This is a genomic window from Rhodoferax sp. AJA081-3 (assembly GCF_017798165.1).
In the GTDB taxonomy this organism is placed as follows: Bacteria; Pseudomonadota; Gammaproteobacteria; order Burkholderiales; family Burkholderiaceae_C; genus Allorhodoferax.
Genome location: NZ_CP059068.1, coordinates 3,187,139 through 3,212,422 on the forward strand (window position 1 = coordinate 3,187,139; position 25,284 = coordinate 3,212,422).

Below are 25,284 nucleotides of genomic sequence, written 5' to 3' on the forward strand. Positions count from 1 at the left end.
CGGCTAGCTTTCAATAACAACACGCTTCAGAACCACTGGCGCAACCACCCAATGGCGGGCGGGTGTTCGTTCGTCGGTGGTCTTGCTTTGTTCGATACGCTCCAGCACAGCCATGCCGCTGACGACCCGCCCAAACACGGTATACCCAGGAATGTGCGCACCTTCTGGCGCCGTTTGTTCGCCCTGTGGCGATGGCAGGCGCGTGGCTTGGTCAAACCGGCGGTGATCCAGCATGGGGTTGTCTTTCATATTGAAAAAGAAACCCGTTGGTGAATGGTCACCGGGGCGCGCCGACAGACGCATGGCGGCTATCGTTCCGCGCTGGTTGCGAAGACCGTTATTGCTTTCTTCACCATAACGCGCCTTTGCGTTGGCAGGCCATATCGCCAACTCAGGGCGTTCAGTACCCGTCTTGTATTCGCCGCCGTTGACCACAAAACCAGCGACTGCGCGGTGAAAGATGGTTCCGTCGTATTCACCCGCCTTGGCGCGCGCCACAAAGGTGCGAACGGTATCGGGTGCCTTGGCTGCATCCAGCACCACCACGATGGTCCCGAGGCTTGTTTCCAGGCGGGCCGTTTGTGACCAGGCTGGGCAGGTCAACGTCGCAAGTACTGCGACCACACATATCAAAGTATTGCGCAACATCAGCAGCCTTGTGATTGGTAGACAACGGTTCTTTGAAACAACTGGTTGGGCTTGTCACTGCGACGCCAGGTGTAGGTCATGCCATTGTTGTAGTGTGGGTAGTAATCGATGGTGAAAGACAGTTTTCCACTCCCGTCCAGATCGCCGGCCGAGAAGCCCATGCCGCCTTCCATACCCGGGCCGGTCACCAGCAACACCTGGCGCTGCCCCTGGTGGTAAACCGAAATTTGCAGCGCCACCCCTTGGCCTTCATACTCACCAAAGCTGATGTTGCTCTGGTACCCGACGTCGCTCCCCGCATAGGTTTCCACGCTTTCGACCAAGATGCGGTAGCTCTCAGCACCAAAGTCGAAGCGGATGTCTTTGAGTATCCGATTCAATGGCAGGGACATCGCAGCGGATGGGATCGCACCACTGCCCGCAGCCACTGCGTCAGAAGATGACTCCGCAGTGTTGGAAAACGGTTTCAGCATCTGCTCCGTCACCAAGCCATACCGTTTCATTGGCATAACACCGGACACTGCGTAGCGCACAGGCGCTGCAAGGGTCTTTTCTGATTTACCTGCACTCGGTAAAACGACTTCAGGATAGGGGCTGGGGCTATTCGCAAATACGCTTTCCTGCACCTCCAGTTCATCTACGCCCGATGTGAACAGGGAAGCGGGTTCGTCCGGGTCCACGGTGATGCCTGCGGTCACGTAGCGAAGTCCTCCAGCGCTGAGGCTGATGATGTGGTCTGTATGGCCGGTAACCAGAACGCGGCGTATATAAAAATCTGGCAGCCCGTCGCTGTTTAGATCCCCTGCCCACAACAGCTTCTGCTCTTTGAAGATGTGCCCGGGTGCACGGCCCAGCACCACGGCCGACTTTCCGTCTGCCCAGCCCAATTGAAGTTCGACGGAACCTGGCAACAAGCGCCCTTGGCCGTTTTTTAATACCAGTGTATTGAGCGTCCAGGATTTTCCCGCCAGACTGAACGATGTGTTCAGCCCTTCGCGCAACAATTCGTTGACCACCGTACCCTGCGTTGGCCGCATGCGAAAGGCCCCCACCTTCTGTCCTGCCACGGTGCCTGGCGCGGCCTCGGTTTTCCATTGCAGCCTGAGCAGCAAGACGGGTTTCCCGGGAACATCGGGAATGGCACGCACCGTCTGGTTGGTGGGTACGGCCCAATCAAAGGGGACCTTCTCCAGTCTGACCTTGTCGACGGGCACCAACGACAGGGCTTCGTTGTCCCAATACACGGCATGCCAACTTGTATGGGCTGGTTGCCCAGGGCCGAAACCATGTCCGGCAAGCGCCTCTTCGGTGTTGCCCGTCAGAACAATGGGGTCTGGCCGCAGCGCAGATAGGCTCTCAATGGTCCATGCAGCCGCGCGCACGGGAGCCGTCTGCGCAAGGACGTGGCCGGTTAAAAAAGGTGCCAGCAGGAACACCATCCTCGCGCCAGCGCGCAGCATCACTTTCAAGCCTGCACCTTCCATCGTAAAACTCCCACTGGTTTGGGCTCTGAACCCTGGCGCCCAGAAATGCCGTGGGCGCAGTCAACGGATTATAGAAATGCTATTAAAACAATAGCAATACAGCTATATTTCACGGGGGCTACAGGCAAATTTTGCTCATAGGCATCCTGTCGGCCAGCCAATGCCTAGGCTTTGCGTGTCAATGGCTGGGCAAAAACGCCAACAGGGTGCATCATGCGGGTGGTGGCATCCGGGCCTAGGCAATGGACCCGCCAAATGATTCACAGGGGCGTTCACTATGGCGACAAAAGAGATAGCAGTACCAGGCAAACACCAGAATGCGGCTGGTGGCGCTGCTGGCCGACGGGGCAGGTTGCCCACCTCTGTCGTGGCAGGTTTTTGGGTCTGTTGTGTCGCGCTGGCACCGCTTGGCGCATCGGCCCAGGACAAGAAAACCGTGCGCGTGGGCGTGACCAAAATTGTCTCGCATGCCGCGCTGGACGCGGTTGAAAAAGGCTTCGAGTCCGCGCTGACCGGTGCGGGCTTCAAGGAAGGTGTGAACCTTACCTACGATCGCCAGAATGCCCAGGGTGATCTGGCCAAGGCCGCGGCCATAGCGCAACAGTTCGCCAAAGACAAACCGGACCTGATCCACAGCATTGCCACCCCGACCTCGCAGGCGGCCGTCAAATACAACAGCAGTATCCCGGTTGTTTTTTCCGGCGTCACTGACCCGGTGGGCGCCGGTATCGTGGCCAAGGACAGCGCACCGGGCAAGAAGACGGGCACCAACGTTACCGGCGTCAGCGACCTGTGGCCGGTGCATCTGCAGATGCAGACCTATGCCAAGTTTGTCCCCTCTGCCAAAAAATGGGGCACCATCTTCAACCCCGCAGAGGCCAACTCGGTGACCCATGTGCGTGCCATGCGCGATGCCGCGAAGTCACTCGGACTGGAGCTGGTGGAAGTCACCGTGTCCCACGGCAGCGAGGTGGAGCGTGCGGCAAATTCGCTGGTGGGCAAGGTCCAGGCGATCGCCGTCACATCAGACAACACTTCGGTTGCCAATTTGGATGCCATCGTGCGGGTGTGTGACCAGCACAAAATCCCGCTTTTTGCGGGGGATGTAGACAGCGTGCAGCGCGGCGCGATTGCAGCCTACGGCATGGACTACTTCCTGGTGGGCTACTCTGCGGGCAAGAAGGCTGCGCTGGTGCTCAAGGGGGTGAAGCCCGGTGACATTCCCTGGGGCGCGGTAGAAAAGTTCAGTCTGGTCATCAACCTGAAGGCCGCCCGGGCGCAGGGTGTTACCGTTGCGCCAGAGCTGCGCAAGCTGGCCGACAAGGTGATGGAGTAAGGCTTTGGTGAGCACTTGTGCGTGGGGCGGGTGTTGAACTGATGCGATCTGACCGCAGCATCTATATCGCCGTACTCACCTTGGTGGTTACCATGGGCTTGGGTGCCTACGTGGACCTGAAGAGTGATGCCATGCACACCCGCCACCTGGAGGTGAGCAAGGGCCTGGAGCGCATGGTTCGGCTGAACCAGCAGCTAACCAATATGCTGATCATCGCGGTGCTGGAACAAAACACCCTGCGCACCGCCAGTTATGACACGCTCCATGCCGACTTTGAAGCCACTGTTCAGACGGTGGGCAAGCTGACCCAGGGGCAAAGCCTGACCGAAGAAATTACGGCACTGAGCGACGACCACCGCAAGCTGCAACGGGTTGAAGACGCTGCCATCCAGTACATGCGGGCAGACCGCTGGACTGACGCCCGCCGCGTGCTGTTTGATGAGTCCTACGTGTTGACCCGAAAGATGTACGAGATCAACAGCGAAACCGCGATCAGCGCGCTAACCGGTGCGCTGGCCATGGATGAAGAGCGGTTCAACCGCATCCGCCTTGCTGCATCGGCCTTGCGTATGGGTGCCGTGGTGCTGTTGCTGTGGGTGGGTGCCATGTTCTCCCGCCGCCTGCGCACCGAGCTTGCCGAGCAGGCCCGCCTGCAGAATGAAATTACGGCGTCCCATCAGGCGCTGGAAGAAAAAGTCTTGCAACGCACGGTAGAGCTGGAGGACGCGAACCGCCGCTTGCAGGCGCTGAGCGCCACGGACGGTCTGACCGGCTTGGCCAACCGCCGCAAGTTTGACCAGGAGTGGGAGCAGGAATGGTCCCGTGCCGTGCGCCAGGGCCTGGCGCTGGCCGTGGCCATGGTCGACGTGGACCAGTTCAAGGCCTATAACGACCATTACGGCCACCCGTCCGGCGATGTGTGCCTCAAGCTTATCGCCCAGACATTGGGCCACGCCGTGCAGCGCTCCGGCGAGCTGGCCGCCCGCTACGGGGGCGAAGAATTCGTGGTGATCTTGCCTGGCCTGGATGCCACGGAGGCCGCAGCGGTGATGGAGCGCGTGCGCGAGGCGGTGCAGGCGCTGGGTTTGCCCCATGCGCGGGCCGCGGTGGCCGGGGTTGTCACCGTCAGCGCGGGTGTGGCCGCTTGTGTGCCCCGGCCGGGTGACGACGCTGCCCACCTTCTGCAAGCCGCAGATGCCGCGATGTACCGCGCCAAAACCGGCGGACGCAACCGGGTGGAGCGAGCCGCGGACCGGTAACCCGGTCTGTCATGTGTGTTTGGGGTACCTGGATCGCCCTGAGGTGCTATATATTAAATAGCACAATCACTATGTTTTACGGGGGATATGGCCATTTTTATCATAGACCCAGTCCCTGCCACACCGCCTCCATCCGCGCCGTCACTTCCGGCGCCATGTGCATGGTGCGACCCCATTCGCGCTGGGTTTCGCCCGGCCACTTGTTGGTGGCGTCCAGACCCATCTTGCTGCCCAGGCCGCTGACGGGGGAGGCAAAGTCCAGGTAGTCGATGGGGGTGCTGTCCACCAGCAGCGTGTCGCGCGTGGGGTCCATGCGGGTGGTGATGGCCCAGACCACGTCTTTCCAGTCGCGCACGTCGATGTCGTCGTCCACCACCACGATGAACTTGGTGTACATGAACTGGCGCAAAAAACTCCAGATGCCAAACATGATGCGCCGCGCGTGGCCGGGGTAGGCCTTTTTGATGCTCACCACGGCCATGCGGTAGCTGCAGCCCTCGGGTGGCAAATAGAAGTCGGTGATTTCGGGGTACTGGCGCTGCAACAGCGGCACAAACAATTCGTTCAGCGCCAACCCCAGCATGGCGGGTTCGTCGGGGGGCTTGCCGGTGTAGGTGGAGTGGTAGATGGGTGTGCGTCTCTGCGTGATACGGTCAATGGTGAACACCGGAAAGGACGCCGTTTCGTTGTAATACCCGGTGTGGTCGCCATAGGGGCCTTCCAGCGCGTGTTCAAAACCGCTGGGGTGGGTGGCGTCGGGGTAGATGTGGCCCTCCAGCACAATCTCGGCGCTGGCAGGCACGCGCAGCCCGCTGCCCAGCGCCTTCACCACCTCGGTGCGGCTGCCGCGCAACAGGCCGGCAAACTGGTACTCGCTCAAAGTGTCGGGCACCGGGGTCACGGCGCCCAATATGGTGGCCGGATCGGCCCCCAGCGCCACACACACCGGGTAGGGCTGGCCGGGGATTTGCAGCCTGTGCTCCCGAAAGTCCAGCGCCCCGCCCCGCTGCGGCAGCCAGCGCATGATGAGTTGGTTGTGTGCCAGCACCTGCTGGCGGTAGATCCCCAGGTTTTGTCGCTCCTTGTGGGGGCCCTGGGTAATGACCAGGCCCCAGGTGATGAGGGGTGCCACGTCGCCCGGCCAGCAGTGTTGTATGGGCAGGGTGGCCAGGTCCACATCGGCACCTTCCCACACCACCTCCTGGGAGGGCGCGCTGCGCAGCTCCTTGGGTGCCATGTTCCACAGGGTTTTGAGCATGCTGGAGAGGCCCATCAGGTCTTTGAAACCCTTGGGCGCCTCGGGCTCCTTGAGCATGGCCAGTACATGGCCAAACTGGCGCAACGCGCCCACATCGGCCACACCCATGCCCAGGGCCACGCGGCGCGTGGTGCCAAACAGATTGCCCAGTACCGGCATGGTGTGGCCGGTGGGGTTTTCAAACAGCAGCGCCGGGCCACCCGCGCGCAGGCTGCGGTCACACAGGGCCGTCATTTCCAGATGGGGCGACACCGCGGCGCGCACGCGTTTGAGTTCGCCCAGGGCTTCCAGCTGGGTGATGAAGTCGCGCAGGTCACGGTAGGCCACGGTGGCACTCAAGTGGCGGTGGGCAGGCCCTGCCAGCGCGGGGCCTGTGGCTGGGGCAGGTCCAGCAGGTCGATGACGCGGCTTACGCTGTGGGTCACCAGTTCATCAATGCTGCGGGGGCGATGGTAGAAGGCCGGTACGGGCGGAAACACGATGGCGCCCATCTCGGTGGCGGCGGTCATGTTGCGCAGGTGTGCCAGGTGCAACGGGGTTTCGCGCACCATCAAGACCAGCCGACGGCGTTCTTTGAGCATCACATCGGCCGCACGCGATATCAGATTGTCAGACATGCCGTGGGCAATGGACGCCAGGGTGCGCATGGAGCACGGGGCCACCACCATGCCGTCGCACCGGAAGGAGCCGCTGGCAATGGTGGCGCCCACGTCGCGCACGGGGTACGCCACATCGGCCAGGGTCTCCACTGTGGTGCGGTCCATGTCCAGCTCTTGCTGCAGATTCAGCACGCCCGCATCGGACACGGTGAGATGGGTTTCCACATTGTCCAAGGCCGCCAATGCCTGCAACAAACGCACGCCATAGATGGCACCACTGGCACCTGACACGGCCACAATGATGCGTTTGCGGTCCGCTGCGCGCGCTACATGCATGGGCCGGGTGCCTGTTGCTCTGGGCGCTGACAGCTCAGGTCTGCACTGATGCGCTCCAAAACCTGCGCAGCCTCCAGCGGGTCAAAGTCTTGGTGTGCCCGCTTTTTTACACCGTACTTGTGTAGCTGGTAGTGGTCGCGGGCCTGGATGCGGTGGCGCGCCAAGCAACTTAGAACGCATGCCAGAGGGCAGCCGTCCAGCGCCACAATGGATCGGCCGCTGCGCGCTATCTTGAGCAGTTGGGGCACATCTCCTCCCACCCCCGCGATGCAGGACATTTCGGCCACGCCGCGCCGGTCGAGTTGCACAGCGACATGGTTGGCCATTTGCGCAGCACTGGAACAGCCTGAGCAGGCGTATACCAAAGGCAGGCGAGAGGGGTTGGGGTGCATGGCAGCCTCTACTGTGAAAGGAATCTGGTCTTCAGCCGCTGCAATACCTGGGCCGGTTTGAGGGCGTCCACATGGAACACGGGCCGTTCGATGCCATCGATGGTGTTTTTCACCAGCAAGCCCAGTTCGGTGTCGCCCTCCATGGAGAGGCGGCGGCTGAAGAACAGGGTGTCAGGGTCTTCCTGGCGACGTGCCAGCAGCACAAAGTCATGGGCACTGGCGCTGATGGTGAGGTCGGCCTCTGCCGGGTTGTGGCATGCAGTAAACCGGCTATGCAGCCAAGCAAAGTCAAAGGTGATTTGGGCGTCCGTTACCCGCAGACGCAGTTTCTTGCCCAGCAGCAACTGTGTAACATCCGGCGCGAGTTTGCTGGCCAGCGCCAGATTCAAGGCGGCAGCAAACACCAACGAACCAGGGTACACCGGCAAGCGAGCCAGCAAGTCGCCCACGGGCTTGGGCAGCATCAATGGGGTGGTTGTGCTCATGCGGTCTGCGCCTCAGGATGGCGTTGCTCCAGGCCGGGCTTGCCGTACCAGTAGCCGTTGCAGGATTGGTCCGGCATCAGCCTATTCAGCGCGCACAAGGCTTCATCTACCGGCATCTGCTGCGCGATCGCGCCGCGGAAAAGGGCAAGAATGTCAGGCGTGTGCTGCGCTTGTGGGCTGACCCGCACCACATCCACGCCCATCTGTTGCATGGCCTGCATTTCGGGCAGTAGGTTGTACACCTTGGCCGACTGGGTTTGTATGCCGTTGAGCACCAGAAAACCTTCGTCCTCGCGGGTGCGCAGCAGCAGACCATCGGGGTGTTCCATGCAGCGGAACTGGCAATCGTCTTTGGGCAGGTTGCAATGCCGGGCGGTAAAGCAGCGGGCCGAAAACGCCAGCGGCATGCGGCCATACGCAAACACCTCGGTCTGCACACCCTCAGGGCGGCCTTGCTGCATCAAGGCCAGGTCATCACGCCCCATCTCCAGGGGCATGACCCAGCGCTGCATGCCCAGCGGCGCCATCCATTGCAGTGTCGGCACGTTGTAGATGTTGAGGTGCGGACCGCCAATGAAGGGCACCTTACCGGCCAAGCAGTGCACGGCGCCCATGTCGTTGGCCTCGACCGTGAAGTCGCCATGGGCGGACATCTCGGCAATCTTGTGCAGGGTGGCAACGTCCGAGCCGGACTCGATCAGCACCTGGGTGGACATGACAACCTCTTTACCCGCCTCCAGCAAACGCGCGGCAATGCCCAGCCAATCGGCCAGGCGCAACTCACGGCGGCGGGAACACACGGTTTCACCAAGGTAGACGATATCGACCGGTGCGCTGCCTACCGCTTCATAGAAATTGAGCACCACGTCGCGCGGCCAGTAGTACAGCAAGGGCCCTAAAGAGAGTTTCATGGTCGAACGAGTCCCATCGTTATTTCCAGGGCCGGTGGTAGGCCCCCAAAGTGTGCTGTTGCCCTTCGGCAACCTTGTCCAGGCTGGCCATCCAGACCGGCTTGGCCGAATAGCGGTGCGGGTTGTCGCGGCAGTTGTCAATGGCCTCGCGCCAGACCTGGGTGACCTGCGCCACATAGGCGGGGCTGCGTTGGCGGCCCTCGATCTTGATGGCGCGCACACCCATCTTCATCAGCTGGGGCAAGAGCTCCAGTGTGTTGAGGCTGGTGGGCTCTTCGATGGCGTAGTAGTTGTGGTCGTCACCCACATCAAAGCGGCCTTTGCACAGCGTGGGGTAGCCGGCGTTTTCTCCGGGGGCATAGCGGTCTATCAACACGCCGTTCAGGCGCGACTCGCGGCCCTGTGGGGTCTCCACCCAGCGCACGGCTTTTGGCGGCGAGCACACGCCATGGGTGTTGGGTGCTTCGCCGGTGACATAGGACGACAAGGCACAGCGCCCCTCCACCATCACACACAAGCTGCCAAAACCGAACACCTCAATCTCTACGTGGGTTTTTTCCAGCACCTGCCCGACCTGCGTCATGGACAACACGCGGGGCAATACGGCCCTGGAGATGCCAAAGTGTTGGTGGTAGAAATTGATCGCCTCGTAGTTGGTGGCCGACCCCTGTACCGACAAATGCAGGCGCAGCTGGGGGTGGTGTCGCTGGGCATAGGCCATGAGGCCGGGGTCGGCCAATATGACGGCGTCTACACCACTGCCTGCAGCCCGGTCGATGGCGTTTTGCCAAATCTGCGGACTTGCAGCCTGCGGATAGGTGTTGAGCGCCACCAGCACCTTGCGGCCCCGGTCATGGGCGTACCGTATGCCGGTCTGGATGGCCGCCTCGTCAAAGTTCAGGCCCGCAAAGTTGCGTGCATTGGTGGCATCTCTAAAGCCCAGGTAGACACAGTCCGCGCCGTGGTCAATGGCCGCCTTGAGGGCCGGAAGGCTACCGGCCGGACACACCAACTCCATGGGGTGGGTGGGTGCGGCAGCCGGTGAGAGAGAAGCATTCATCGTGTGCAAAAAAGATATAGACAAAATGCACCTTTAAGGGCGCACCCGTGGTACCAGACTGGCCCGAACGGTAACAAATCGATTCCTGCGATCCCATGATCCAGATCAAACAAAGTCTTGTTTTGGATCAAGACGTGGCGTTCTGATGCGGCTTACAGTCGCGCAAAACCAAGGACCACCATGAACACAGCTACCGTGCAGAACACTCCCGCTAACGCCGCCGTTTACAGCTTTGATGCACGCGGCGTTGCCAAACGTTTTCGCCACGCGGCCATTTTTGGGGCGCTGGAATCGCTGAACGAAGGTGAAACCATGCGCTTTGTCAACGACCATGACCCGTTGCCGCTGCTGCAACAGATTTCCGGCCGTTATGGCAACCAGGTTGGTATGGCCTATGTGGCGCGCGAGCCGGGCAACATCGTGATCGACTTTACGGTGCAAGACCCCGAAAGCAGCGCCGCAGCTGCCGCTGCACTGGCATCCCCCAAGACCGCTGGCGGTGGTTGTGGGGGTGGCGGCTGTGGCTGCTCGGGGGCCCGTTAGCCCGGCGGTTGCAGGTCATGGCACTTAAGCCCCTGCACGGCCCGACCGCGCCGGCTGTCTTGCGGCCGATTCACATCACACCCCAAAAGCCACCGCCACCCGCCGATATGGCATGGCGGGCCAACTGGCTGCTGGCGGCTGTGCACCGTCTGGCTTTTTTCAGTGGCGCAGTGATGATGGCGGTCATCGCCCTATGGTGGACGGTAGTGCTGGTGGCGCGGGCCACTGGTCTGCAGCTGGCGTGGATGGTGGGTCCGGGTACGGCCCATGCTTTGTTGATGTCGCTGGGCTTTATGCCGCTGTTTTTTGTAGGTTTTCTGTTCACTGCTGGCCCCAAGTGGCTGGGTGTACCCGAGCTTGCGACCCGCGCCCTGCTCCCCCTGGTTGTTTGCACACTGGCGGGTTGGGCTGTGTGCCTCGTGGGTTTGCACACATCTGCAGCACTGGGTGCAGCCGGACTGGCCCTAGTTGCCGTAGCCTGGACCGGGTTTACAGGGAAATTTGGTGCGCTGTGGTGGGCCAGCCGTGCCCCAGACAAAGCCCATGTGAACGTGGTGCTGGCAGCGTGCTGTTTTGGTACGCTGGCCATGTGGGGCATCGCAGTGGGGCTTCTGTTGCGTGACGACAGTGTGGTGCGCTCCCTGACGCAGGCCGCGCTGTGGATTTTTGTGGCCCCGGTGTTTGCCGCCGTGTCGCACCGGATGATTCCGTTCTTCAGCACCAGCGCACTCCCGGTGTTGGATGCCTGGCGGCCGCTGTGGCTGCTGCACTGCATGGTGGCCATATTGGTGTTTGAAGGCGTCTGGGCGGGTGTGGATGTGTGGCTTTGGCCCGCTCCCACCGGGCTGCGCTGGATGCAGGTGGCGGTTGAGGTGCCCGCCGCCGCCCTGATGCTGTGGTTGGCTGTGCGCTGGGGTCTGGTCCAAAGTTTGAAGATCCGCCTGCTGGCCATGCTGCACGGCGGGTTTCTGTGGCTGGGTATTGCATTTGCCCTGCAAGCGGTATCCCACAGTTTGATGGCTTTGACCCAAGACCAACAATCGCTGGGCCTGGCCCCCCTGCACGCAATGACCATGGGTTATCTGGGCGCGACCCTGCTGGCCATGGGTACCCGCGTCGCCAGTGGCCACAGCGGCCGACCACTGGCGGCGGACAACACAGCATGGTCGCTCTACTGGGTTTTGCAAACGGCGGCGGTGTTGCGCGTTTTGGCGGCTTTGTGGCCGGCTTCTGGCCATTGGCCCCTGGTGGCGGCTGCGGCGGTGTGGTCGCTCGCGGTGAGCGGTTGGGCCCTGCGTTACGGTAGCTGGTTTGGCCGTCCGCGCCTGGACGGCCGGCCCGGCTAATGGAGCTTGTTCTCTGCCCCGGCCGCCTTGCGTTCGCGGCTCTTGCGCCGCGCATCCAGATGCCAGGCCAGAAAGGGCAGCAGCAGGATGGAACCGGGCAGTGCCCAGATGATGAGGTAGGGGTAGACGGCGGATGCCGAGCGCAGCATCACCCGGAGTTCCTGGCGTTCTTGTGCTGTCCACTTGCTGCCGTTGCGGGGTTTCATCAGCAGCGGTATGGCGCCCTTGATCTTGCCCAGCTCTTCGCGCATGCGGTTTTTTTCGCGGCTGTTGCTGGCCAGGAAAGAGCCAAACCAGCGTGGAGCCCGCTTCATGCGGGACTGGTACGAGATGGTCTGGTTGGGGTCAAAAGCCGGCGGCTCGGCCGGCTGGGGGGTGGCGTCCGTGGAGGGTTTTGACAGTTCAGAAGATCCCATGTGCCGATTATGGGTCAAGCCGGATCAAAAAACCTTGAGTCCCACGCGTACCCACGTACGCCATTGCGCCCAATTGCGCCAGGCCAAAAAGCCCCAGTGTGCCGTGCGCCATACGGCGCGCGGTTTCCAGATAACCACGGCAACACCGACGGCTGCCACAACACCCGGGTGGGCGAGCATCCACAGGCTTGCGCGGTGCAGCAGTGCACGGGCGCGGTCCACCCCATGCAAGGCCTCGGCCAAGGGTGCGAGTTCGCGCGCCAGCTCGCCGCGCTGCATGCTGATACGCTCGCGCAGTCGCCCGCGCTGCACATACAGTTCAACCAGGCGTGCGTCCATGGCCGGTGGCAGCTTTGAGTTGGCGCAAGTCTTCTTGCAGTTCCGCCAGGCTGGCGTTGAACAGGGGCGCGGCGTGCCGGTTGCTGCGCTGGATGGCAAAGTACACGTACAGGGCCGTGCCCCACACCGCACCCGCCGCCAGCGCGACCACCACCAGGCGCTGCTCCCAGAACAGAATGACCAGGCCCATCACCGTCAACACCACGCCCAAGCCCACGCAAAACAGCAGGGCCTGCGCCAGCAGCAGCTGGCGCGTGATGGTGATGCGCGCGACCTCCAGCTCATTGCCCAGCAGCTCCAGCCGTGTTTGTCCAATGGACAGCAGGGTGGCTGCCTTGTCGCGGGCAGCACCCCAGGTGCCACCACTGTTGGCCTTGTTGTGCGCGAAATCCATGCCTTGTTTTATCAGGCTATGGGGTTCGGTTAACGGCGACCCAGCAGCAGGCCCAGCAAGAAGCCCACACCGACGCCAATGCCTACGGCTTGCCATGGTGAGTCGTGCACATAGTCGTCGGCAGCACGTGCGGCGGCTTTGGTCTTGTCAACGATGGCGGCTTCGGCAGCGTCCAGACGGATGCGCGCACCCAGCAAGCGGTCCTGCACGCGGGTGCGCAGGTTGGCGATCTTTTCGCCGGTCTGGTCGGCCGTGGCTTTGAGGATGTCTTCTGCGTCGGCAATCACCGCGCGGATGTCCATCACGAGCTTCTCTTGTGAAGTGAGGGGGGAGTTGTGGGAGTCTGACATGGCGCCTCTTTCAAAAGTTTCGGAAAACGAAACCGCAGCGTAGCAGATTCATGCCCGAAGTTGGGTGCCATGGCGCACAGAACGATGCCTGCTTACTTCTTGCGCTTGACGACCGCGTTTTGTTTGGCGTCTTCATTGCGGGCAAAGGTCACCAGGCCGTTGTTGACTCTGCCCATGACCAGCATGTTGCTGGTGATGGCGTCCTTGTCGTTGAGGCTGAACGGGCGCTCGTAGGTGGCCACCACGCCGTAGTAGACGCGGGAGATGTTCTCCAGCGCGGCCTTGACCACCGGGCCCGTGGGGTTGCCGTCGCGCACGCCAAACAGCGAAAACGCCAGCAGATAAACGCTGTCGTAGCCCTGGGCGGCGGCCATGGGCACGGTCAGGGCCTGTTTGAACTTGCGTTTGTAGGCGCTCAGGAAGGCGGCGCGGCGCTCGTTGCTGGGCTCGGCAATAAAGGTCTGGGCCATCATGGCGCCCTCGGCGGCGTCTTTGGCGCCGTTGATGAAGAAGGGGAAGGACAGCGGCCAGGCGCCGACCTGGGGCACCTTCCAGTTCAGATCCTTGCGGCCGTTGGCGATGACGGCGTTCTCCACCCCCACGGTGTAGCTGAAGACCACGTCGGCACCGGCGTCCCGTGCGGCCTTCAGCTCCTCGCGCAGGTCTTTCACGCCCAGCGCAAAGCGGGCCACGTGCACGGCCTTGAGTTTTTTGGCGGCCAGTGCGGCCTCCACATCTTTCAGGCCGGCGTCGCCATAACCCGTGGTGTCGGCAAAGATGGCCACCCGGCTCCAGCCGCGGCGGATGATGTCTTCCACCACATAGGGCGCCTGGATGGCGTCGCGTGCCGAGGTGCGAAAGATGTAACTCTCGGGCGCTGGGTATTTGGCCGTCAGCGGTGAACCGGTGGCGCAGGGGATGATCAGCGGCAGCTTGGCCGTCTGGAAAACCTCCAGCGATTTCTGCGCCACCCCGGTGTTGCAAAAGCCAAGTGTGGCCACCACGCCGGCAGCCGCCAGTTCCTGCGATCCCTTGAGGCCCGCGTCCGGGGTGCCCTGGTCGTCCTTGATGACCAGCTCGAAGGGGCGGCCCATGTAGCCGCCCACCGCGTTGATCTCTTCGGTCGCCAGCTGTATGCCCTGCAGCATCTGTACACCGAAGTCGGACGACGGCCCGGTGAACGGCCCTATCACCCCCACTTTCAGGGTGTTGGCGGTCTGCGCGGGCGCAGCCAGTGCGGCCAGGCACAGGGCACTGGCCGTGAGCAGGCGGGTGGTCCACAGTTGGTGGGTAAACATGCGGGGTCTCCAGGTGGGTTTGAGCGGGTTAGTCTATGCAGGCTATGCCCAGGCGGGCTGCAGGAATACCCTTGTTTTGGGCGGCTTGTCAGGCAAGCGTCAGGCCAGACCGTTCTGATCAAAATATGCCTCTAGCCCCCGTAAAATATAGCTAAATAGCTATCAATTTAGTAGTAAATGACACCACCGCTGCGTTCTGTATGGGCACTGGCCCTGACCCTGTCCCTGGGCGCTGCGGTGTCGCTGGGCATCACCCGTTTTGCCTACGGTTTGCTGCTGCCCGCCATGCGGGCCGATCTGGGGTGGAGCTACACACTGGCCGGCGCCATGAACACGGCCAATGCGCTGGGCTACTTCCTGGGCGCGTTGCTGACCCCCTGGCTGCTGAAACGTGTGGGCGCCAGCACGCTGCTGTGGGCCGGGGCCTTTCTGGCCAGTGTCTTCATGGCCCTGAGCGGCTTCTTCACCGCCACCGAACCCCTGCTGGTGCAGCGCCTGCTGGCGGGTGTGGCCAGTGCTTTTGTGTTTATTGCCGGTGGACTGCTGGCGGCCCGCCTGGGCGCGCAGCTGCCGTCACACAGCGGTCTGCTGCTGGGCCTGTACTACGGCGGCACCGGTGTGGGCATTGTGTTGTCGGCCGTGTTGGTGCCCTGGGTGCTGGAGCTGGCGGCTGCGCAGCAACACGCCTGGCGCTGGGCCTGGTGGTTGTTGGCGCTGGCCTGTGTGCTGGCCAGCGCGGCGCTCCTGTGGCCCGCACGGGTGATGGCGCAGGCCGCGGTGCCGGCGGCAGGCAGCCCAGGTGGGGCGGCGCCCGTGCAGTTTCGCTGGCGGCAGTTTGGCTTTGCGCTGGCGGGCTACACCCTGTTTGGCATGGGTTACATCGGTTACATGACCTTTGTGGTGGCCCTGCTGCGTGAACAGGGCAGCAGTGCACTGGCCGTGACCGTGTTCTACGGCCTGCTGGGGCTGGCGGTGATGGCGTCGTCACGCATCTGGGCGGGTCTGCTGGACCGCCACAAAAACGGCCACGCACTGGCCAAGCTCAATGCCCTGCTGGGTGTGGCCACGGTATTGCCGGCGCTGACCCAGTCCTGGCCGGTGGTGCTGGCTTCGGGCCTGCTGTTTGGCGCGGTGTTTTTGTCGGTGGTGGCGTCCACCACGGCCCTGGTGCGGCACAACCTGCCGGCCACGGCCTGGGCGGCGGGTATCAGCGCCTTCACCACGGTGTTTGCCGCCGGCCAGATCATTGGGCCCACGGTGGTGGGGTGGATTGCGGATGGCCCCGGGGGGCTGGCGCGCGGGCTGGTGGTGTCGGCGCTGGCGCTGTGGCTGGGGGCGGCGTTGGCCTGGCGGCAGAAGGCGCTGTAGGTCGTTTTTTCCCTCCCCGTTCATCCCGGTATTTACCCTAGGCATCTCGCCCAGCCGTAGTTCGTCACAAACCGGGTGCAATCCGTTTTCGGTAGCAATACATTCTCTTCAACGGGCCGCTGTGGCCCCTCAATCGGGAGAGATCACCATGTTTAAAGCTTCGAACACCGCTACTCGCCTGGCTAGCTTCAGCTTCGCAGTCATGATGGTTACCGCTATTAGCGGCAGCATGCTGATGAAGTTCGACAGCGTGGCCACGTCGGCGTCCATGGCCCAAAGCACACAGGCGCGCACGGTGGCGGCTCTGGATACCGTCACGGTGGTGGGTTGTCGCATCTAGGCCTCTCTTCCCTTTTACGTTTGCCGGCCTTTGCCCGGCAGGGCAGCATGCTTCAGCGAAAATGGCGGCTTCGTAAAACCGCCAGCCATCCGGCTTCACTACCCCATCCAACGCTGCTGTGGCGCCCACCAAACCCAAGGGGTTCATCCTTACCCGCCGCTGGTGGGACACGCCAACGGGCACCACTATCGAGTACTGGCTGGCGACAGACGCCGGGCCCTTGAAAGTGCTGCTGACCGCACAGACCTCGGTCGCTTTTGTCGAAACCCGGTTTCGCGCGGCGGTGGACGCAGCGATCCAGGCCCTGCCCGGTGTGCAGTTGCGCGAACTCACACTCAAGACCTTTCAGCAAGGCCCTGTCGTCGGGGTCTATGCCCGGCAATTCCGACAGCTGGGGCAACTGGCGCGCACGCTGCAGCCGCTGAACATCCCCCTACTGGAGGCCGACGTCCGCCCCCATGATCGTTATTTGATGGAGCGTTTCATCACCGCCGGTGTATTGGTGGAAGATGGGGTGGATGGTGCCAGGCTCAAGCCAGCGCCAGACTATCGCCCGGTGCTGAAAGTTGTTTCACTGGATATAGAGACCAGTGAAAACGGGGAGCTGTATTCCATTGCGCTAGACGGTTTGCCCGAACGCGTGGTCTTCATGTTGGGCGAACCGTCGCCAGAACCCACAGAGACCGCAGAAACCCTGGACTTTGCGCTCATCTATCTGCCGACCCGCAAGGCCATGGTCGAAAGCCTCAACGACTGGTTTGCACGCAACGACCCCGATGCCATCATTGGATGGAACGTCATCCAGTTCGATCTGCGAGTGCTGCAAAAGACAGCCGACCAGTGTGGGGTACCGCTGCTGCTGGGCCGTGATCGCAGCCCCATCGCGTGGCGCACACATCCGCGCAAGCAGGCCTATTTTTTTGCGCCCATACCGGGCCGTATCGTCATAGACGGCATCGACGCGCTGAAGGCCGCGGTGTGGAGTTTTCCCTCATTCAGCCTGGAAGCCGTTTCGCAGGCGCTGCTGGGCGAAGGCAAGGCCATAGGCGACGCGTACGACAAGATGGCCGAGATCAACCGGCGCTATCGCGAAGACAAACCGGCGCTGGCCGCGTACAACATCCGCGACTGTGAGCTGGTCTTGCGCATCTTCGAGAAGGCGCAATTGCTGCAGTTTGTGATGGAGCGGGCCCAGACGACCGGCCTGGCTGCGGACCACTTTGGCGGCTCCATCGCCGCATTCAGCCACCACTACCTGCCGCGCATGCACCGCCTGGGTTATGTGGCACCCAGCGTGGGCGAGATCCAGCGCAAGGCCTACCCGGGTGGATACGTGATGGACTCCAAACCCGGCTTCTACGATTCCGTGCTGGTGCTGGACTACAAGAGCCTGTACCCCTCCATCATCCGTACCTATTGTGTGGACCCGGTGGGTTATGCGGAGGGTCAACACGCCAGTGATCCCGCAGCCCAGATCAGGGGGCCCATGGGCACGCTGTTCTCGCGTGACAAGCATTGCCTGCCCGAAATCGTGACCACACTCTCGCGCAGCCGGGATGAGGCCAAGCGGGCCAAAAATGAACCCTTGTCACAGGCCTTGAAGCTGCTGATGAATTCGTTTGCCGGTGTGCTGGGTGCCACCGAATGCCGCTTCTTCAGCCCCGAGCTGGTGTCCGCGGTCACCCTGCGTGGGCACGAGATCGTGAAGCGTACGCAGGTGTTTGTGGAGAACCGGGGTTACGAGGCCATCTACGGTGACACGGACTCCATCTTCATCTGGCTGGGCCGCACCCACACCAATGCAGAGGCGCATGCGGTGGGTGCAGATCTGGTGCGTGACATCAACGCCTGGTGGACACACACGCTGCACGCGGAACAGGGCCTTGCGAACTTTCTGGAAATCGAGTTCGACACGCACTACGCCAAGTTTTTCATGCCCACCATCCGTGGCTCGGATGTGGGCAGCAAAAAGCGCTACGCCGGCCTGAGCACGGACGTGGCGGGCAAGGAGGAAATGGTCTTTCGGGGCCTGGAAATGGCCCGCAGCGACTGGACCCCGCTGGCACGGCAGTTCCAGGACGGCTTGCTCTCGCGCATCTTCCATGAACTGCCCTACCGAGAGTTTGTGACCGACTACGCACGCTCCACGTTGGCAGGCGCCAAGGACGAGTTGCTCATCTACCGCAAACGCTTGCGCCACAGCCTGGATGACTATCGGGTCAACGTTCCACCGCAGGTGCGGGCTGCGCGGATAGCGGATGCCTACAACGCCAAGAGGAACCGGCCCATGCAGTACCAGAACGGTGGCTGGATCGAATACGTGATGACCCAGAACGGCCCGGAGCCGCTGGAGAACCGGCAGTCCCGCGTGGATTATGAGCACTATTTGAGCAAGCAGCTCAAGCCGATTGCAGACGCCATCCTGCACCCCATGGGAGACAGCTTCACGGCGCTGACGTCGTCCCAGAGAGGCCTCTTCGCGTAAGCGGTCGCAGCCGGTATGGTCCGGAAATACCCGGTTTATCGGCCTTTATTTCCAGCTTGTGCTGCCGGGCGCCTCACGATACTTGGTGCATCCACCCACGTTAGGGGATGTGCCATGCAAGTCGACCGCTACAACCATTTACAGTTCCCCCGCGACGCCCAAGCCGGCAGCAATAACCCGGCCGCGTTGGGCAAAGACGCGCCATCCGCGTCGGGCAGCACAGCGGGGGTGTTGGTCAAGCCGCGGGCGACTGTTCCTGCACAAGCGGCTGCACCCGAAGCGGGCCGTCCGGATGGTGTGGTGTTGAAGATCCAGTGGCCTGGTGGCGCGCAGGGCGCTGCCCACGCGGCAGACGCTGCACTCTACGCCCCGGGTCGGCGCGTGTCTGCCTCGGACGGTACGGATGCCGATACGATGGCACGTGCGCACCAGCTGGCGGTGGACCGCAATGCCGGCATCGTCACCCAGATATCTGTGAACAAGGATGGTGTGCTGGTTGCCCGGCCCCACCCCTTGGCCCCCGACAAACAACCCGACTTTGTGGCCCTGGCCGTGTCCGCCATGCGCGAATTCAGTGACGAACACGATCGCCAGAAAGTGCGCGCCACACCCGAGGCTTCCACCGCGCCGGCAGAGGCGCAGTGGAGCGCACTCAAGGGCCTGCAGCAGATCGCGGCGAAGCTCAACGTCTTCGCCTGATCAGCTGGGTGTGCTGATTACTGCTTGATACCTTCGGCCTGGACGATCAGGCGCACATTCTTGGGGAAGCCCCAATCCACACCGTAGTTCATGCCAAAGGCCGTGCGGTCGATGGTCGTTTCAAAATCACCACCACAGACTTCACGCTTGAGCATGGGGCTCTGGTAGCAGTTGAACTGGGTGGCCTTGAGCGTGACGGGCTGGGTCTTGCCCAACAGCGTCAGGTTGCCAACAATCTCCGTGACCTTGTCGCCGCTGAAAACAAACTTGTCTGAGACAAACTTGATGGTGGGGTGCTTGGCAGTGTCAAACAGGTCTGCACTTTGCAGGTGCTTGTCAAACGCAGGTGTACCGCTGTTGATGGACGTGGTGTCAATGGTCACTTCCAGCTTGCCGGTCTTGGCAGTGCGGTCCATCTGTACCGAACCTTCCTTCTTGTCAAAACGGCCCTTGTTGGTGGACGTGCCAAAGTGGCCGATCTCGAACGACGCAAACGTGTGTGTGGGGTCCAGCGCATAGGTCGCGGTTTGGGCCACAGCCGCAGTGGACAACAGGGTGGTGGCCAAAGTACCGGCAACTGCCAGGCTGAAGAGGGATTTACGCATGTGAAAAAGCTCCGTTAAAAAACAGGGTTGAGAGAAAAAGGGAACGGGGAACAAGAAAATCAGAATTTGCCCATGCCGGACAACGCCAGCTTGAACTTGACCTGCACGTCGTCGGCCACCATGGACGTATCCGCCCACTCGTTTTCACCGATCTTGAAGGCCAGGCGTTTGATACCCACCACGCCGGTGGCGGTGGTGGTGGCGCCGTTTTGCACCAGGGTCACGGGCACCACGGCATCGCGGGTATTGCCTTTGATGGCCAGCTTGCCGCTTACTTCAAACTTGCCGCCGCCCAGGCCCTTGATGCTGGTGGACTGGAAGGTGGCCTGGGGAAACTTGGCGGTGTTGAACCAGGTGGCCTTGGGCAGCTCGGCGTCGGGCTCGGGTGAGCCCATGGTGGCGCTGGCGATGTCGATGGTGAAGGCAATCTTGCCGGCCTCGGGTTTGGCCGGATCCAGTGTGATCTGGGCGTCAAACTTCTTGAAGTGGCCTTCCACCGGCACGCCCATTTGTTTGATCACAAAGGCCACGTCGCTTTGGGCGGGCAGCAGCTTCTGCTGGGCCTGGGCGGACAGGCTGGTCAGCGCGGCCAACAGGACCAGACCGGTGGCGCGGGCGATGGGAGAAAAAGAAGGCGTCATGGAGCGGGTTCCGTGTAGTGGTTAGTGCAAAAAGGTTTTGTTCAACGTTTGCCGGGCATCATTCGCAGCAACAGGCCGTCTTTGTCGATGAAGTGGTGCTTGATCGCGGCCGCCACGTGCAGCACCACCAGGCCCGCCAGTGCGAAGGCGGTGATCTGGTGCCAGGGCTTGATCAGCTCGGCCAGGGGTTTACTGGCAGACACAAAATCCGGCAGCGGTACCACGCCAAACAACACGATGGGGAAACCTGCCGCCGAGCTATAGGCCCAGCCCACCAGCGGCACGATAAAGAACAGCGCATACATCAGTACATGGGTGGCGTGGTAGGCCGTTACCTGCCAACCCGGCATGCCCAGGGTCACGGACTGGGGCAGTGCTGGCGGTTTGTGGGTCAGGCGCCAGGCCAGGCGCACGGCAGACAGGATCAGGATGGTGATGCCGGCCCACTTGTGCCAGTTGTAGAGCTTGAGCCGTTGGGGCGAAAACGGCAGATCGGCCATGTACAAACCTACCGAAAAAATACCCACCAGGGACAGTGCCAGCAGCCAATGCAGGGCAATGGCAATACCGGTGTATTTGCGAGGTGCAGTGGCAGTGTTCATGGTGGGCAGTGTGCAAAGGTTTTTGGCGAATCCGGCAGGTCTTTGCCTGCCGTGGAGGAAAGTTTAGGAGGACCACCGTGGAAAAAAGTTCAAATTACTTGTCGCAATGGTTCAACTAATTTGAAGTGAGGGGCACAAAAAAACCCGGCGCAAGGCCGGGTTGGTGGGACGTGCCGCGTGCTGGGGTGGCTACCAGTTGGCCTCGCTCTCGGGTGATGCGCTGATGCGGTGGATGGACAGGTCAGCCCCGTCGTACTCTTCTTCCTGGCTCAGGCGCAGACCCATGGTGGCTTTCAACAGGCCATAAACCACCGTCCCGCCCACAAGGGCCCACACCACACCCAAGGCTGTGCCTATCAACTGGGCGCCCAAGCTCACGCCGCCCAGGCCACCAAAGGCCGTGCTGCCAAAAATGCCGGCAGCCACACCACCCAGCGTGCCGCACAGGCCATGCAGCGGCCACACGCCCAGCACGTCGTCAATCTTCCAGCGGTTCTGCGTCAGCGTGAACATCACCACGAACACCGTGCCCGCTGCGGCACCGACCACCAGCGCGCCCAAGGGGTGCATCAGGTCTGAGCCGGCGCACACCGCCACCAGGCCGGCCAAAGGGCCGTTGTGCACAAAACCGGGGTCGTTTTTGCCCACCACCAGCGCGGCCAGCGTGCCGCCCACCATGGCCATCAGCGAATTGACGGCGACCAGGCCCGAAATTTTGTCCAGGGTCTGCGCACTCATGACGTTGAAGCCAAACCAACCCACGGTCAAAATCCACGCACCTAGCGCCAGAAAGGGAATACTTGACGGCGGATGGGCGGAGATGGCGCCATCTTTGCGGTAACGGTTGCTGCGCGCACCCAGCAGGATGACGGCTGGCAAGGCAATCCAGCCGCCTACAGCATGCACCACCACGCTACCCGCGAAGTCGTGGAACTCGGCACCCGTCAGCCCTTTGATCCAGGCCTGTACGCCAAAATGCTGGTTCCACGCAATACCTTCAAAGAACGGGTAAATAAAGCCAACAATGACCGCTGTTGCGATCAGTTGGGGCCAGAAGCGCGCCCGTTCGGCAATGCCGCCGGAGATGATGGCGGGTATGGCCGCCGCAAAGGTCAGCAAAAAGAAGAACTTGACCAGGTCATAACCGTTTTTCGCGGCCAATACCTCGGCACCCACAAAAAAGCTGGTTCCATAGGCCACGGTGTAGCCGACCATGAAATAGACCACGGTGGACACCGAGAAGTCCACCAGGATCTTGACCAGGGCATTCACCTGGTTTTTGCGGCGCACGGTGCCCAGCTCCAAAAAGGCAAAACCGGCGTGCATGGCCAGAACCATAATGCCGCCCAATAGTATGAACAGGGCATCTGCGCCCTGTTTTAGTGCTTCCATATCAAACCTTTGGTGTAAATGGCTGTAAATTGGTGCGTTATGGAAGGTATTCCCAGAAACGCACCAAATACAAGCAACAAATGCGCCAGATTGGGTCGGCGGCGGGCCAGGCGGGTGGCTCTCTACAATGCGTGTGGGCCTGAACCCTCTGGCCGGAGACCCCTGTGGAAGCATTTTTGGTATCGACCGGCATCGTGGCGCTGGCCGAAATGGGCGACAAAACCCAGCTATTGGCCCTGCTGTTGGCGGCGCGTTTTCGTAAACCCTGGCCCATCGTTGCGGGCATCTTCGTTGCCACCATTGCCAACCACGCGCTGGCTGGCGCCGTCGGTGCCTGGGTGAACACGGTGTTGGGCCCGGATGTGTTGCGTTGGGTGCTGGGCCTGTCCTTCATCGCCATGGCGGCGTGGATGCTGGTGCCCGACAAGGCTGACGACCTGGACAGTGGCAATGCGCCGCGTTTTGGCGTGTTCGGCACCACGGTGGTGGTCTTTTTTCTGGCCGAGATGGGTGACAAAACCCAAATCGCCACGGTCATGCTGGCCGCCCAATACAACCCCTATTGGGTAGTCGTGGGCAGCACACTGGGCATGATGCTGGCCAATGCGCCGGTGGTCTGGTTTGGTGACGCCATCACCAAGCGGGTGCCGATCCGTATCGTGCACATCGTTTCGGCCATGGTCTTTGCGGCACTGGGTGTCGCTGCGTTGTGGCCGCAGTCCTGACCCCCCCAAACGCCCTCCCTTGCTATACTGCTTTCCAGCGCCAATTTGCTCCAGCTTGCGGGCGCTTAATAAATACAGCTAAAGACGGACCGAGACACCACAACACCCGGCCTTGTTTTTAGCATTGCCGGGTTTTTTATTGGGGTTTTGGTTTGTCTTCTACGCCTTTGATCGCGACACCACAGTCGCAGCACTTCGCCGAGGCCCTGCCGCTCAAAAGCGGCGCCTCGCTGCGGGACTACGCACTTAGTTATGAGACCTATGGCACGCTGAACGCCGCGCGCAGCAATGCCGTGCTGGTTTGCCATGCGTTGAACGCCTCGCACCATGTGGCCGGTAGTTATGCAGGCCAGCCCAACTCCGAAGGCTGGTGGGACAACATGATCGGCCCTGGCAAACCGGTAGACACCAACCGCTTCTTTGTGATTGGTGTCAACAACTTAGGCTCCTGTTTCGGCTCCACCGGCCCCATGCATGCCAACCCCGATGCACCGGCCGGCAGCGGCAAGGTTTATGGTGCCGACTTCCCCGTGGTGACGGTCGAAGACTGGGTCAATGCCCAGGCGCGTTTGTTGGACGTGTTGGGGATTCAAACCCTGGCCGCCGTGATGGGTGGGTCCTTGGGCGGCATGCAGGCCCTGAGCTGGACGCTGCAATACCCCCAGCGTGTGCGCCACGCCGTGGTGGTGGCCAGTGCCCCCAACCTGACGGCGGAGAACATCGCATTCAATGAGGTGGCCCGCCGCGCCATCGTGACCGACCCTGATTTCCACGGCGGCCATTTCTACGAACACGGAACCGTCCCCAAACGCGGCCTGCGCATTGCGCGCATGATCGGCCACATCACCTACCTGAGTGATGACGTGATGAACGAAAAATTCGGGCGCCAACTCAAGAACGCGGTGCTGGGAACCGGCTCTTACAAATACAGCACCCAGGATGTTGAGTTCCAGATCGAAAGTTACCTGCGCTACCAGGGCGACAAGTTTGCCGAATACTTTGACGCCAACACCTACCTGCTGATCACGCGTGCGCTGGATTACTTTGACCCGGCCAGTGCCTACGGCGGTGACCTGAGCAAGGCCCTTGCCCAGGCGACCTGCAAATTCCTGCTGGTCAGCTTCACCACCGACTGGCGTTTCTCACCCAAGCGCAGCCGCGAAATCGTCAAGGCCCTGCTGGACAACCAGCGTGACGTCAGTTACGCCGAGATCGACGCGCCCCATGGGCATGATGCCTTTTTGCTCGATGACCCCCGTTATATGGACGTAGTGCGCTCCTACTTCGATAGCATTGTCAAGGGAGCCACAGCATGACGGATGTGAATACCATGCACGCCCTGGCACGACTGGTGCCGCAAGGCGCCCGCGTATTGGACCTGGGTTGTGGCGACGGCGCCATGCTGGCCCACCTGCAAAAAACCCGCGGCTGCACCGGCTACGGCGTGGAAATTGACGACGCCAATGTGCTGGCCTGTGTGCAGCGCGGTGTCAACGTCATCCAGTTGAACCTGGACGAAGGCCTGGCACTGTTTGGTGACGCATCCTTTGATGTGGTGTTGCAGATCGACACCCTGCAACACCTGCGCAATGCCGAGGTCATGTTGCGCGAGACCGTGCGTGTAGGCCGCGTGGGCATTGTGGCCTTCCCCAACTTTGCGCATTGGCCCAACCGCCTGAGCATTTTGAAAGGCCGCATGCCGGTCACCAAGCGCCTGCCCTACCAGTGGTATGACACGCCCAATATTCGTGTTGGCACCCATGCCGACCTGGCCCTGCTGGCTGCGCGCAATGGCCTGCAGGTGCAGGACAGTTTTGGCCTGCAAAACGGTCATACCGTGCGCCTGCTGCCCAATCTGCGTGCGGGTACATCGGTCTACAAACTCGCCCGGGCGGGTTGTTGCTGATTCCCCCACGCGATAAGTTCCCCACAATCTCCTGACCACCGCCTTCGCGCGGAGAAACCGGATTTTG

At 61.7% G+C, this 25,284-nt stretch carries 27 protein-coding genes and 1 pseudogene; 11 read left to right on the top strand and 17 right to left on the bottom strand.

Annotated elements, in window-relative coordinates; genetic code table 11:
• Nucleotides 1-3 precede the first annotated feature (3 nt).
• Both HZ993_RS15005 and HZ993_RS15010 read right to left on the bottom strand, forming a co-directional pair.
• Entirely contained in the window at nucleotides 4-648 is a 645-nt protein-coding gene (locus HZ993_RS15005) for a peptidylprolyl isomerase (RefSeq protein WP_209393535.1), read from the bottom strand.
• Nucleotides 648-2,132 carry a hypothetical protein gene (locus HZ993_RS15010; protein ID WP_209393536.1) on the bottom strand — a complete coding sequence of 495 codons (1,485 nt, stop codon included), beginning with the start codon at nucleotides 2,130-2,132 and terminating at the stop codon, nucleotides 648-650. Before HZ993_RS15010 ends, HZ993_RS15005 begins: the two co-directional genes overlap by 1 nt.
• Before the next feature lie 352 nt (nucleotides 2,133-2,484).
• Between HZ993_RS15010 and HZ993_RS15015 the strand changes: the two genes are divergently transcribed.
• Nucleotides 2,485-3,468 (top strand): ABC transporter substrate-binding protein, encoded by a 984-nt coding sequence (locus tag HZ993_RS15015; RefSeq protein WP_245213643.1) that lies wholly within the window; start codon nucleotides 2,485-2,487, stop codon nucleotides 3,466-3,468.
• A gap of 41 nt (nucleotides 3,469-3,509) precedes the next feature.
• The gene (locus HZ993_RS15020; protein WP_209393538.1) at nucleotides 3,510-4,727 is read left to right on the top strand and encodes a diguanylate cyclase; all 1,218 of its coding nucleotides are present in this window, start codon (nucleotides 3,510-3,512) and stop codon (nucleotides 4,725-4,727) included.
• Nucleotides 4,728-4,827: 100 nt separating this feature from the next.
• Here the strand turns inward: HZ993_RS15020 and ubiD are convergent, their stop codons facing one another.
• The 6 genes from ubiD to HZ993_RS15050 are packed head-to-tail and all read right to left on the bottom strand — an operon-like array spanning nucleotide 4,828 to nucleotide 9,768.
• Complete coding sequence (gene ubiD, locus HZ993_RS15025) at nucleotides 4,828-6,312, bottom strand: 4-hydroxy-3-polyprenylbenzoate decarboxylase (RefSeq protein ID WP_209393539.1); 1,485 nt, start codon at nucleotides 6,310-6,312, stop codon at nucleotides 4,828-4,830.
• A gap of 8 nt (nucleotides 6,313-6,320) precedes the next feature.
• Nucleotides 6,321-6,920, bottom strand: coding sequence for a UbiX family flavin prenyltransferase (locus HZ993_RS15030; RefSeq protein ID WP_209393540.1), 600 nt, complete (start codon nucleotides 6,918-6,920; stop codon nucleotides 6,321-6,323).
• Complete coding sequence (locus tag HZ993_RS15035) at nucleotides 6,911-7,312, bottom strand: putative zinc-binding protein (RefSeq protein ID WP_209393541.1); 402 nt, start codon at nucleotides 7,310-7,312, stop codon at nucleotides 6,911-6,913. Before HZ993_RS15035 ends, HZ993_RS15030 begins: the two co-directional genes overlap by 10 nt.
• A gap of 8 nt (nucleotides 7,313-7,320) precedes the next feature.
• Nucleotides 7,321-7,797, bottom strand: coding sequence for an SCP2 domain-containing protein (locus HZ993_RS15040; RefSeq protein WP_209393542.1), 477 nt, complete (start codon nucleotides 7,795-7,797; stop codon nucleotides 7,321-7,323).
• A complete protein-coding gene (locus tag HZ993_RS15045; RefSeq protein WP_209393543.1) occupies nucleotides 7,794-8,708 on the bottom strand; it encodes a U32 family peptidase in 915 nt (304 codons plus the stop codon). The genes HZ993_RS15040 and HZ993_RS15045 overlap by 4 nt, the downstream gene beginning before the upstream one ends.
• A gap of 19 nt (nucleotides 8,709-8,727) precedes the next feature.
• Nucleotides 8,728-9,768, bottom strand: a complete 1,041-nt coding sequence (locus HZ993_RS15050; protein ID WP_245213644.1) for a peptidase U32 family protein — start codon at nucleotides 9,766-9,768, stop codon at nucleotides 8,728-8,730.
• A gap of 180 nt (nucleotides 9,769-9,948) precedes the next feature.
• Here HZ993_RS15050 and HZ993_RS15055 point away from each other — a divergent pair.
• Together HZ993_RS15055 and HZ993_RS15060 are read left to right on the top strand one after the other, a co-directional pair.
• Nucleotides 9,949-10,209, top strand: a pseudogene (locus HZ993_RS15055) (DUF2249 domain-containing protein); the annotation flags it as partial.
• 119 nt (nucleotides 10,210-10,328) lie between these two features.
• The gene (locus HZ993_RS15060) at nucleotides 10,329-11,657 is read left to right on the top strand and encodes an NnrS family protein (RefSeq protein ID WP_209393545.1); all 1,329 of its coding nucleotides are present in this window, start codon (nucleotides 10,329-10,331) and stop codon (nucleotides 11,655-11,657) included.
• On the opposite strand, the gene HZ993_RS15065 is transcribed toward HZ993_RS15060, so the two are convergent.
• The 5 genes from HZ993_RS15065 to HZ993_RS15085 all read right to left on the bottom strand — a co-directional run bounded on the left by HZ993_RS15065 (nucleotide 11,654) and on the right by HZ993_RS15085 (nucleotide 14,454).
• Complete coding sequence (locus HZ993_RS15065) at nucleotides 11,654-12,073, bottom strand: hypothetical protein (protein ID WP_209393546.1); 420 nt, start codon at nucleotides 12,071-12,073, stop codon at nucleotides 11,654-11,656. The two genes, HZ993_RS15060 and HZ993_RS15065, sit on opposite strands and share 4 nt — an antisense overlap.
• 24 nt (nucleotides 12,074-12,097) lie before the next feature.
• Nucleotides 12,098-12,412, bottom strand: a complete 315-nt coding sequence (locus tag HZ993_RS15070; RefSeq protein ID WP_209393547.1) for a YqjK family protein — start codon at nucleotides 12,410-12,412, stop codon at nucleotides 12,098-12,100.
• Complete coding sequence (locus HZ993_RS15075; protein ID WP_209393548.1) at nucleotides 12,393-12,806, bottom strand: phage holin family protein; 414 nt, start codon at nucleotides 12,804-12,806, stop codon at nucleotides 12,393-12,395. The genes HZ993_RS15070 and HZ993_RS15075 overlap by 20 nt, the downstream gene beginning before the upstream one ends.
• 29 nt (nucleotides 12,807-12,835) lie before the next feature.
• Complete coding sequence (locus HZ993_RS15080; RefSeq protein ID WP_209393549.1) at nucleotides 12,836-13,156, bottom strand: YqjD family protein; 321 nt, start codon at nucleotides 13,154-13,156, stop codon at nucleotides 12,836-12,838.
• 92 nt (nucleotides 13,157-13,248) lie between these two features.
• A complete protein-coding gene (locus HZ993_RS15085; RefSeq protein ID WP_209393550.1) occupies nucleotides 13,249-14,454 on the bottom strand; it encodes an ABC transporter substrate-binding protein in 1,206 nt (401 codons plus the stop codon).
• A 177-nt stretch (nucleotides 14,455-14,631) separates the two neighbouring features.
• Here HZ993_RS15085 and HZ993_RS15090 point away from each other — a divergent pair, with 177 nt between their 5' ends.
• The 4 genes from HZ993_RS15090 (at nucleotide 14,632) to HZ993_RS15105 (ending at nucleotide 19,346) form a co-directional block, all read left to right on the top strand.
• Nucleotides 14,632-15,822: a YbfB/YjiJ family MFS transporter gene (locus tag HZ993_RS15090; protein ID WP_209393551.1), complete on the top strand. Its 1,191-nt coding sequence runs from the start codon at nucleotides 14,632-14,634 to the stop codon at nucleotides 15,820-15,822.
• Nucleotides 15,823-15,970: 148 nt separating this feature from the next.
• Nucleotides 15,971-16,162 (top strand): hypothetical protein, encoded by a 192-nt coding sequence (locus tag HZ993_RS15095; protein WP_209393552.1) that lies wholly within the window; start codon nucleotides 15,971-15,973, stop codon nucleotides 16,160-16,162.
• Nucleotides 16,163-16,280: 118 nt separating this feature from the next.
• Nucleotides 16,281-18,647, top strand: a complete 2,367-nt coding sequence (locus HZ993_RS15100; RefSeq protein WP_209393553.1) for a DNA polymerase II — start codon at nucleotides 16,281-16,283, stop codon at nucleotides 18,645-18,647.
• A 114-nt stretch (nucleotides 18,648-18,761) separates the two neighbouring features.
• The gene (locus HZ993_RS15105; RefSeq protein ID WP_209393554.1) at nucleotides 18,762-19,346 is read left to right on the top strand and encodes a hypothetical protein; all 585 of its coding nucleotides are present in this window, start codon (nucleotides 18,762-18,764) and stop codon (nucleotides 19,344-19,346) included.
• Nucleotides 19,347-19,363: 17 nt separating this feature from the next.
• Here the strand turns inward: HZ993_RS15105 and HZ993_RS15110 are convergent, their stop codons facing one another.
• The 4 genes from HZ993_RS15110 to HZ993_RS15125 form a co-directional block, all read right to left on the bottom strand.
• Complete coding sequence (locus HZ993_RS15110; protein WP_209393555.1) at nucleotides 19,364-19,951, bottom strand: YceI family protein; 588 nt, start codon at nucleotides 19,949-19,951, stop codon at nucleotides 19,364-19,366.
• A 59-nt stretch (nucleotides 19,952-20,010) separates the two neighbouring features.
• The gene (locus HZ993_RS15115; protein WP_209393556.1) at nucleotides 20,011-20,592 is read right to left on the bottom strand and encodes a YceI family protein; all 582 of its coding nucleotides are present in this window, start codon (nucleotides 20,590-20,592) and stop codon (nucleotides 20,011-20,013) included.
• Between the two features lie 41 nt (nucleotides 20,593-20,633).
• Complete coding sequence (locus HZ993_RS15120) at nucleotides 20,634-21,194, bottom strand: cytochrome b (protein ID WP_209393557.1); 561 nt, start codon at nucleotides 21,192-21,194, stop codon at nucleotides 20,634-20,636.
• A 189-nt stretch (nucleotides 21,195-21,383) separates the two neighbouring features.
• Nucleotides 21,384-22,586, bottom strand: a complete 1,203-nt coding sequence (locus HZ993_RS15125; protein ID WP_209393558.1) for an ammonium transporter — start codon at nucleotides 22,584-22,586, stop codon at nucleotides 21,384-21,386.
• Nucleotides 22,587-22,750: 164 nt separating this feature from the next.
• Between HZ993_RS15125 and HZ993_RS15130 the strand changes: the two genes are divergently transcribed.
• The 3 genes from HZ993_RS15130 to metW all read left to right on the top strand — a co-directional run bounded on the left by HZ993_RS15130 (nucleotide 22,751) and on the right by metW (nucleotide 25,217).
• Nucleotides 22,751-23,311, top strand: coding sequence for a TMEM165/GDT1 family protein (locus HZ993_RS15130; RefSeq protein ID WP_209393559.1), 561 nt, complete (start codon nucleotides 22,751-22,753; stop codon nucleotides 23,309-23,311).
• A 152-nt stretch (nucleotides 23,312-23,463) separates the two neighbouring features.
• Entirely contained in the window at nucleotides 23,464-24,627 is a 1,164-nt protein-coding gene (locus tag HZ993_RS15135; RefSeq protein ID WP_245213645.1) for a homoserine O-acetyltransferase, read from the top strand.
• Nucleotides 24,624-25,217, top strand: a complete 594-nt coding sequence (gene metW / locus HZ993_RS15140; RefSeq protein WP_209393560.1) for a methionine biosynthesis protein MetW — start codon at nucleotides 24,624-24,626, stop codon at nucleotides 25,215-25,217. The genes HZ993_RS15135 and metW overlap by 4 nt, the downstream gene beginning before the upstream one ends.
• The last annotated feature ends 67 nt before the right edge of the window (nucleotides 25,218-25,284 follow it).